Here is an 8,633-nt window from a genome sequence, read left to right on the forward strand (position 1 = left end):
TGATTTCATAGATACTTCCTCAGCTCGTATTGAGGTTCCGGGCGCGGGACATCTGCTCTATGTAATTTGGTTAATTATTGATCAATGCGCTTTTTGTGGGCACCTTGTGATACGTAGAGATTTATCCACAGTAATACCCACGATTACTGTGGATAACTTCATATGTTTTAACCATCGAATTGCTTACGACTTTCCAGGTGCGGAAATTGCGGCCCTCTGTTTGACCATTCGATTGCATTCGATCTGATCAGCACGCTTCGTGCGAATGATCGGCAGGGAGATGGCCTTTACTGTCAGTGGTAGCAACGGAAATCGGTCAATAGCAGACGGAATAAGGTGGGAAATGCCCACCCCTGTGGCCGCGTTGGGTCGAGGAGTAGGGCTGTTTAGGGTGACGATTTATAGGGCTATCAAGTTCTTGGAGGTACAGCCGATAATTGAAAATGGTTCATTGAATGGAAACGGTTTATGGCTTACACATCAGTAGATTCGAAAGCGATGGACGAAGCGTGGGCGGCGGGAATTCGTACAAAAGCTGTAGATGTTGTCGATACGTCACACTGTCTGGCGACTCTAATGTGCCCACGTCATCCAAATGCTGAAGATCCCGCTAGCCTGTTGGCCAAGGCGATTGAAGCCTCGGACAGGTTTATGGCGGGATCAACTATATGCTTGGAGGTTGAGGGCAGTGGCTCCGTTCCTGACTATATTGCCGAATCAATTGATCTCCTTAATGGTTATTCGGTAAAAATAATTATCGTATGCGACGGTGCTTCAACACATTTGCCTGGCCCATTACTTAGCGATGAACTACGAGAGGCCGTTTGTAAAGCTAGTCCAGGCGGAATGTTGTGGCATCCAGTTGCAAAAGAGTTGGTATATTCCACTATTTATTAATAGCGTTTGGCGCTGGGAATAACTTCGCATTGTTACCTCGTAAAATTAGGGGGCGAGCTTCTCTTAGCGTCTTGCAATCGGAGAATTAAATATATTTGTATGTCAGCACAGGGGGGGGGATGCGGGTGGTCCATCGAAAGGGTGCTGAGGCTCCTCCAAATCCCCCGCTCCACTTCGACTGGTCTCTCACTCCTATTGCGGGTGCACAGCTGTTGCGCGACCCGATGAGAGAAATAGTGGAGCGTCGCGATAATATCAATATGTCCTTGTGTGAGAAGAGGTAGATATTAGGTTACGTGACGTACCCCTCAGTTAATCCATAGCTCAAAGCGTGCCGCTAGTTGCACTTAACTGTAATTTATGGTTTGGCATAATCGCCCACGTAGCTGAATGAATTCCACTTTAATGGCGGGCTGATACTCGATAAGGTGGTTTTGCATAAAGGCTAGGGTGAATCATGGTGCTGTGTTCGGCAATCCATCCGCCGTGCTACTGTCGCGTAACTGCAGATCCGCCACTAATTGCTCACTACGTTCATAAAGGGACTAGACGTGGATTCAACATTCATCACCCAAGAAAACTATAAAACACGGTTGAGGCAACTGGTTTCCGATGAGGACTCACTTGATGTTGCCGTCGCATTTTGGGGGCATAGTGCTCAGAAGCTAATCCATCCGGATGAATCCAAACCTATCCGGATTATCTGCAACCTGCGTACGGGCAGCACAAATCCTCAAGTGATCGAGCACTTCTTAGAACTGTCCACCCGACCCGACCGAAACGTGCAGGTTCGGCAGTGCGATCGCCTGCATGCGAAAGTAATTCTCGGAGCAAACCAAGCAGTTATTGGCTCCGCCAATATTTCAGCCAATGGCCTAGGCCTCGAAGATGAGGACTCTGCCCACTGGCTGGAGGCCGGCATGCATATTCGAGAGCGCACCGAACTCGGTGCCATGCAATCTTGGTTCGACGCTTTATGGGACTCGGTGCACGTGAGAGCTATTGATGATTCCGACATCGCCGCTGCGTATTTGGCCTGGCGCCGGAACCGGAAGCCCATGCTAGAGGTGAACTCAGGCAGGGAGAATTACTTCTCGCTAGCTGATTTCACTGCTTCTAGCCTTCGTTGGGAGAAAGTCTTTGCCCTTATATATCGGCAGAAAAATTCTCCAGAGGCGAGATCGAAGCTGAAGGCAATCGAAAGCGAGGTGGGTAACGACAAGGGGGATGTTAAGTCCGGCATCAAACTTTGGGGCTACGAGAACTGGCCTGATTTTCCTACTGACGTGGAAGCCGAGTACGTGGACATTCGGTGGGGTCCTATGAAAGGGGTATCTGTGTTCGGACCGTGCCGCTTACTCGGTCAACAGGCGAGCATCCAATACGCCAATTCGTTTGTCGGCACCCTCGATATTGCAAATCCAGTACAAACGTTGCTCGGCACTCCATTCGGAACGAAGGCGAAGCGAGCAATGGAAATGCAGCTCAAAACATGTATGCAAGAAATATGGGATATGACTGGCGGTGGTGACGATGTACGGGTCGTGCACTTGGCCGAGGTCGTAAAGATTTTGGAGAAAACGGAAGGCCGGGCTCTGGTTTTGGAAGATCTCGAAGAGCTAGATTCAGTGGTTCATCCTAGTGGCCTCCCAGTCGGACAGCGGGATGCGAAGCTGCTGGTAGGCGGGGCGTTCAACGGGCAGACCGCAGTGGAATTGCTGGAGTCGCTTTCGAGGTATGTAGCTCCTTTCAAAAAGGACAAAACGAATAAGTTCTGGAGCTACAAGATCAGAACCAGAAGGGGAATAGAGTTTGCTTTTGACCCCAAGACTAAGAACGGTCTTTACGTCAGGGTTGAAAGAGAGCTACCGAATTTCCCCGGGATCGTTGATATCAAGCAGATCCAGTTGGATAGCAAATCAACAGCCTTGGATCGGGTGTTCTCTGGCGGGCACCACAGGGCGGTGTACAGCGCCACTATCGAGACAGAGTCCGCGCTACGTGCTTTCGTTGACCATTACTTCACACTCTGACGGTTCTTTATTAGTGGTTACCCCTGAGCATTTTCTAAGCCTTCTACGTCCCTTTACTGCCTTACTCGATAGACAACCCTCCGCTCATAGGTAAAAGAGTCGGGGGGGGGGGTATCGCTCTGCCGACCCAGCCCCTCCTCTCCCGCCCTCGGCTCCGTATGAGTCGTTTCTCTGAGATCCTGCAGCACAAGGGTCTCGGTTTCTCATAATTTTTTGACTGTGCTTTTTTACGAACTTGAACGGCCAGAAAGCCTGATTCCTCTAGAAAATATATGGCTGAAACAATCATCGGCCAACAATGCATACCTAACTTCTGAATAACGTCAAGCAAGATTTCTCTTTGCACATGTAAATCTCTGAGATAGCATTAATGCAAGACACGATAAAAACCATAAAAATAGGAGTGTTACGGAAATGTCTGCAAGCATGTTTTTCTGTATGGCTGGTATCATTTTGGGGGCAGTTGAAATCTGGTGGCCTCGCTTGTCGGTTGCTCTAGAGGCAACCATTTGCAAGCAAATAAAAGAAGTGAAAGCTTTCCAGGCCTTGTACTTCAAGGAGTACGCCACTTTATCAAAAGTAGCCCTCAGTGCGTTCAAGGAGGTTGAAAAAGGCCCCCAGTTGGTTACCTCTGAGGAATTCAAGGCCAACACGCTGACGTCACTAATAAACATCCGATCATATCTTTGGTTCTATTGCGTAACTGCGGTGAACTTTTTTATCTTCAGGCCGCTGCACTCTGCTCTTGTGGCTCTCAACAAATTAGGGCGTGGTAGGGCTGTAGGTGGGTTGGGATTGGTGATAGCGGTTCTTGGCACCTTTTTGTGAATTTTGATAGACACACTGCACCAACCTTGACGTGCTCAGTGCTCATACGATAAGCCAACAAAAGGGCGGGCGGACCTCACGGTGCACTCGCCCTTTTAAGACTAACTTTTCGAAGTGCTGATGACAAAAAACGAGCTTGCTGTCGGGGTCCGAAAAGGGCAGTGATTGAGTACTTTCAAGGTATTTGGATTTTATTGCTAGAACTCTAAAAAATTACGAAAAATATTAAGGGAGAATTAGTCGCCATGGGCAATAGTGGATCGAGAAAAATTAGTTGGCTGCATCTATCAGATTTTCATATGGGAAAAGAAGGTTATTCTCAAAGCTTTGTTCTCAGCAAAATTGTTGACAATATCAAAGAGAAAATCGAGAGCGGTCACGAACCTGATTTTATATTCATTACAGGGGACATAGCCAATAAGGGGCTGGAGAGTGAATATGATAGCTTCTGGGAGCACTTGATAGTACCGCTGGACGAACTCATGCCAACGATGCTTACTGACAAGCTATTTATGATTCCAGGTAATCATGATCTAAATAGGAATAAAAATGACGCATTCGATCGTACGGTACTTTTAAAACCGACGGCTCCATATTTTAATCCTGACGAGGAGTCTAAGGAAAAGCGAGAAATTGTAGTAGCAAGATTCGAGAAGTATATTGAGCATGACGTCACAGGATACTCTGAACTTTTTAGAAAAAAAGAGGGCGCATATTCTACGACAATTCAAAAAAACGGATGCACAATAGGGGTTGTCGGACTCAACACAGCTTGGTTGTGCAAGGATGAACATGATTACCAACGCTTAACGCCCGGAAAGCCGATTTTAGAGAATGCACTTTCCAATTTGCAAAACCCTGAACTGACCATTGTGTTAGGCCATCATCCTACGGATTGGTTCTCAACCGACCATCTGCGACCAATCAGTGCATTACTTGGGCAGCATAATGCTCTTTATCTTCATGGCCATATGCATCACGCATGGGCATCACCTACCTACGGCGCAGGGAATCACTTCTTAAATTTACAATGCGGTGCCGCATTCCAAGCGCATGAAGCAGACAAATGGAAAAATGGGCTACTGTGGGCAGAAGCAGATTTAAACACCCAAACAGTCGCACTTCAAGCTTATGAATGGAATAATAATCACCAAGAATGGGTGATTAATGAAGAAGCATTTCCAAGCGCACACAAACAAGGTGAATGTTGGAAGTATATCCTGCCAAAAAAAATGAATGCAATCTATAAAGAGACTCTCGAGAGCAACTCTGGTCAGCTCTTAGGCGGGTGGGACATTAATAGTGTCGAAATGCTGAGAGTCAATCTTGCCGAGCTGCCTTTAGATGAAGCGGTTTCATTTTTCAATGGGGCAGTACCTACCTGGCGCACCGCGCTCTCAAGCTCGATCCCGCGACGTAGGATTGTCCAGAAAACAGCTAATATCTTTAAAGCATTAAATATTTCCGATAAGCCTATTGTGGGTCTTATCAGTTCTGCTGGGTGTGAAGGTAAGAGTACTGCTTTGTTGCAGAGTGCTTATGAAGTAGCGTGTGCACATCCTGAGATCCAAATTCTGCGCAGGCATAACGACTTTCGACCGTTTAACCATACTGCAATCTTAGATGCTATAAATAATGACAAAAAGTGGTTGGTGGTATTGGATGAGGCTGATCAGGAAGCTGAATCAATATTAGAGTTCATTAATAAGTATATAGACAGGCTAGGTGGTCGAGTACATTTTTTGCTGGCTTGTCGTGATTCCGCATGGATTGCATCTTCAGCGGTGAATCTTAAATGGTCTTCAGCTCAATTCAAACAGGAGCGTTTAACGGGGTTGACCCAAGGCGATGCAGAACTAATAGTTTCCGCATGGGCGGCTTACGGCAATGATGGTTTAGGAGCCCTTTCCGATACAGCACCAAGTAGAAGAGCCGCAATATTTAAGGAATATGCTGATCAAGAAATAAAGAAGAGCGCTGGCAATGGAGCGCTGTTTGGTGCACTCCTTCTGGTGCGGCACGGTGAGGATTTGCACGAGCATGCTAGATCTATGGTCGACAAGCTTGAGACTGTTAGTATTGGTGATGATCTCACATTGAAAGACGCAATAACCTATATTGCCATCATGCACGCTGAGGATCAAAACTATCTCTGTAAAGATGTTCTTAGAGAGGCGTTGGGATTTGAAGGTGGAAACTTTCATTCGGCGGTGATCAGACCTCTTGGTCAAGAGGCGGCTGCTACTGCAACCTCGACGTATGTATATACTCGTCATAGGTACATCGCAAAAGAAATTGTTAAGGTTTTGACGGAAGACTACTCGATCGATATTCAGGCGTATTATATTAAGCTTGTAAAGTCTGCGCTAACTATTATGAGTCGAGGGAACTATCTAAAGGATTTAGAGTCTTGGCGTTATAAGCTTGCTGATAGTTTTATGGAGCAAGAAGAGTCGCATTTGGCTATTAAACTTGTCGAAGAGATCAGGGAGTTTGATCCCGCTGATACGTACACAATAACGCATCTGGCCAGTCTTTATCGTATGAGTAATCGCTCCAAAAATGCAGTTGATATGTTTCGAGGTATTTCGGTAATTCCGACTATTAATCGCAGAGCTTTCTTTTTTGAATGGTCCGTATCAGAAGGGTTTTCAGATAATCCATTCGAAAGTGCGACACTGTCGCTGTATGCACTTAGTGACGACTGTGAATACATGCCCCTAGCGGTGGATCGAGCTATAGTTCTTCTGAATGGTGTCTCGGAGAGTTTTAAAAAACTTCACGCACGCTATCCCGATAAAGAATTTATGAACGCGTTTCATTCGGCATGCTCATTGCTGCTGACGTGTCAAACGTATGTAAAGCAATCTGCGGTCAGCCAGCATGCGGTAGCTTTCGGTAAAGACGTGGAGCGAGGCTTATATAAAATGCTTACGACATCGGCGGCCATTGAGTTTTTGAAGGCTGCGTTTCCATTGTGCAGTTCCTATGTTCAGACCGATGCTGTCAGTAAAGCTATAGAAAAAATACCCACTGTCGATTTTTCTTGCTTGGACAGGATGGCAAAAAACATCTCATCAAAATAGATTCGGGTTCGGATGTGGTCGCCTGGGGTACTGCTCTCCCAGTGGAGGTTCTGTTGATTCGGAGCCTCCAAAGTTTCTCTGCCTTAGCCATCCGGCGGAGACTGAAAAGCGCTTCGCAAAGGGCGCTTCGATCTTGCTCACCTCACCTCGTTTGTTGGCGCCGACGCCGAATTGATCCAGTTGCCCATATGTCACTGACCCAGTCTGTTCCTTGCGAACCATTGCCTTTGCTGTGTTTGTTTAGATTTTGAGGTGGGTCAGTCTTGCGTCAGCATGTGGGTCAATTCGGCGTTGGCGTCAACACATCACTCCGCTTTGCGCGACCGTCAGCTAGCTGCAGTGCTCAACGGTACCGGGGTCGAATCGCCAGAAGATGTCCTGATCCAAGCCATCAGCTCGACGTCGAGTTGCGACACACCGGCCAACCGTACTCTACTCGCCCTGTTGAAACGCTTCAGAGCCAGGGCAATGTATCTCCGGGCCAAGGTTAGCGCTCAAGCGCTGGGGGGGCCTAAAGACGAACAGGTCAAGCGCAGCCCACGCCGTGTTGAGGTGCTGGATCATCTAATATCACAAACCCTGCTGCTGACCCAAGGCCAGACTCTTCGTCAGGTCTCGGGTCATGGCCCAAGCGCCAGCGGACTGACCCAGATCGCCGCTCTCCCAGGCTATCAAAGGGCATATCGAATGGGCTGTGCCGCATTGATGACCGGCATAGAGGGCAGCAACCCTCTCGACCAGCTGCACAGCAACTTTTCCTGGGGGATCTACGAAACTTGGTGCTATGTGCAAGTGCTTGCAATTGTGCCGCGGCTGCTCGAAAACTGTACTCCGATTGCCCACAGTTCCGCGGTCGGCGCGCAACTGTCGTACCGTTTTTCATTACCGAATTCGCGCTCGATCGACGTACTCTTCCAGGCACGGTTTCCCTCCGAGCAGGCGGAGACAAACCCGCTCGCCCGCAGTATTTCCCGCGAACGCTACCCTGACATTCTGCTGGTGGACAGTGTCGGACTGGGTAAGCGCAGTATGGTGCTGGACGCTAAATGGCGCAGCGGTCGGAAGAATGTGCTGGAGGCCATGGAATCCGCGCATATCTACCATGATAGTCTTCGCCTTGGGGGTACCCCGCCGACTCCCTGCCTGCTGCTATTGCCTGGGGATACATGCGTCCCTTCGCTTGAAACCGACCAATTTATCGAGCAGCACGGCGTCGGTTCCATCAGTGGGTTTTCGGCGCAAGGCGCTGGACTCGATCGACTGGAACGAAGGATTGAGCAGTGGCTGAATGCGGGGGGATGATTGCCAAAGTAGCATTAGACTGGAGACTATCACCAATATCTAGATTGGGTCATTTGGCGCCCTCTATTTGCACTTCCTGCGCTGCGACGCCTGCCAACGCGGATGCTTTGTGCAGACATTAGGATATTTCATAGTGGCAACCTAGGTTCTTTAGTAAGGAAAAAGAATTTTTAGGCGGGGGTTGACCACGTATTTTAATGCTGTAGTATTCGCCTCCCGCTAACGAGCAGCTTGAGGCTGATTGTTGCTTAAGTAGTTGATTTTATTAAAAAATCATAAACTTTTAAGGGTGCTATTTGAGGAGGCAGTAAAATGCGCGCCTCGGCTGAGACGAAAGCTCTTAACCAACCGCTCTTTAACAACTGAATCAAGCAATTCGTGTGGGTGCTTGTGGAGTCAGACTGCTAGTCAACAGATTATCAGCATCACAAGTTACTCCGCGAGAAATCAAAGATGTAACCAACGATTGCTGAGCCAAGTTTAGGGT

The 8,633-nt window shown here is 48.0% G+C and carries 5 protein-coding genes; all 5 read left to right on the top strand.

Features of this window, described 5'->3' with window-relative positions:
• Positions 1-468 precede the first annotated feature (468 nt).
• The 5 genes from AB4Z35_RS07185 to AB4Z35_RS07205 all read left to right on the top strand — a co-directional run bounded on the left by AB4Z35_RS07185 (position 469) and on the right by AB4Z35_RS07205 (position 8,146).
• Positions 469-897: a hypothetical protein gene (locus AB4Z35_RS07185; RefSeq protein WP_442096456.1), complete on the top strand. Its 429-nt coding sequence runs from the start codon at positions 469-471 to the stop codon at positions 895-897.
• 551 nt (positions 898-1,448) lie between these two features.
• Positions 1,449-2,930 (top strand): phospholipase D family protein, encoded by a 1,482-nt coding sequence (locus AB4Z35_RS07190; RefSeq protein ID WP_442096457.1) that lies wholly within the window; start codon positions 1,449-1,451, stop codon positions 2,928-2,930.
• A gap of 414 nt (positions 2,931-3,344) precedes the next feature.
• A complete protein-coding gene (locus AB4Z35_RS07195) occupies positions 3,345-3,758 on the top strand; it encodes a hypothetical protein (RefSeq protein WP_442096458.1) in 414 nt (137 codons plus the stop codon).
• Positions 3,759-4,003: 245 nt separating this feature from the next.
• Entirely contained in the window at positions 4,004-6,844 is a 2,841-nt protein-coding gene (locus AB4Z35_RS07200) for a P-loop NTPase (protein WP_442096459.1), read from the top strand.
• 273 nt (positions 6,845-7,117) lie between these two features.
• Complete coding sequence (locus AB4Z35_RS07205; RefSeq protein WP_442096460.1) at positions 7,118-8,146, top strand: nuclease domain-containing protein; 1,029 nt, start codon at positions 7,118-7,120, stop codon at positions 8,144-8,146.
• Positions 8,147-8,633: the final 487 nt, after the last annotated feature.

The organism is Pseudomonas sp. KB_15 (genome assembly GCF_052114525.1).
GTDB lineage: Bacteria > Pseudomonadota > Gammaproteobacteria > Pseudomonadales > Pseudomonadaceae > Aquipseudomonas.